The sequence below is a fragment of the Mesorhizobium sp. M2C.T.Ca.TU.002.02.1.1 genome (genome assembly GCF_003997225.1).
Window position 1 is genome coordinate 1 of the sequence record NZ_RZTO01001147.1, and the last position, 1,450, is coordinate 1,450.

Below are 1,450 nucleotides of genomic sequence, written 5' to 3' on the forward strand. Positions count from 1 at the left end.
GCTTCTGCTTGATCAGCGCTTCGGCCAGTTGCAACATCTCGGGGTCGGGCTTGGCATCCGGGATGTTGCCAAAATATTCAGTGGTGCCGCGCACTTCGTTGGGGTTCCTCAACGTGCAGACGAACATACCTTTCTCGCGCGCGCCGATCGTCACCACGCGTTCGCGGCTGGAGAGCACCAGGCGGGCGATCGCCAGCTTGCCGGACTTGCGCATGGCTTCGCGCAGCACCGCGAAGGTTTCTTCCGCCATGGCGCCGTCGGGCGCCAGATAATAGGGCGAGTCCTGGTAGATGACGTCGACCTCGCCCTCGTCGACGAAGGCCTCGATGTTCATCGTATGGTTGGATTCGATCCGGACCGCATCGAGGTCGGCGTCATCGATGATGATGTATTGCTTGTCTTCATATTCGTAGCCGCGCACCAGGTCCGAGCGCTCGACCAGGCCGAGCTCGGGATCGACCGGCTTCATGTTGATGCGGTTGTGCGTCTTCTTGTGCAACTGATTGAACGAGATGCGCTCGCTCGCGCTGGTGGCCGGATAGAGCCGGACCGGACAGCTGACGAGGCTGAGCTTGAGGTAACCTTTCCAACTTGCCCTGGGCGCCATGATGAACTCCTACGCGGCCATGCACTGACACTATGTTGGAGCATGGTCTTGTCGCGATCATGCTCTTGCAGCGCTTCGTCCGTAGGACGATTGAGGCTGCGGAAATCCTACACCGACCCGTGATGGTACTGCCGAATTCCTAGCGAAGTGTTTTCTGAGGCCGGTTGGCGCGGAGGATAGTTCAAATTGTAGCTAGCGTCGATGGAGTGGATTGAGACGCTGGAGATTAGCCAAAGCCCCGAAGCTTCGTCATCCTAGGGCGAAGCAAGGAGCGAAGCGGCGCGCGCAGACCCTAGGATCCATGCCGTGACATGCGAGCGCCGCAACGGCGCAGGCCGCTCACCAGCCCGTCCCGCGAAAGAGCTCGGACCATTCTGGATTGGTCTTCTCGATCAGTTCGATCTTCCATTGGCGCGGCCAGCGCTTTAACGATTTTTCGCGCTGTATGGCATCGGCGCTATCGAAGTATTCCTCGTACCAGACTAGGCGGCGCACGGCGTATCGGCTGGTGAAACGCGAGCCTTGCCCAGCTTTGTGCTCAGGCATGCGACGAGCAAGGTCGTTGGTGACATCGATGTAGATCGTGCCGCCCTTCTGACTTGCGGTCATATAGACATAGCCGGTCATTGAGCGATCCTAGCTGGGGGATGTTGCAAGTAGCTATTCTGCACCGTTGCATCTTACGGCCCATGTCACGGCATGGATTCTAGGGTCTGCGCGCGTCGCTTCGCTCCTTGCTCCGCCCTAGAATGATGGGTGGACGGCCCCTTGCGGCATCGAATGTGCCAAACTGGGCTGTGATTAACTCCAGCAGAGGAGACCGTCCGTCATGCAAGTTATCAG

Annotated in this window: 2 protein-coding genes; both read right to left on the minus strand. The window is 58.8% G+C overall.

The window, feature by feature from the left end; genetic code table 11:
• On the minus strand, positions 1-607 hold a 607-nt coding region (locus EOD07_RS34195; RefSeq protein ID WP_127238333.1), incomplete at its 3' end, for a Ku protein.
• Between the two features lie 339 nt (positions 608-946).
• Positions 947-1,234, minus strand: coding sequence for a GIY-YIG nuclease family protein (locus EOD07_RS34200; protein WP_127238334.1), 288 nt, complete (start codon positions 1,232-1,234; stop codon positions 947-949).
• Positions 1,235-1,450: the final 216 nt, after the last annotated feature.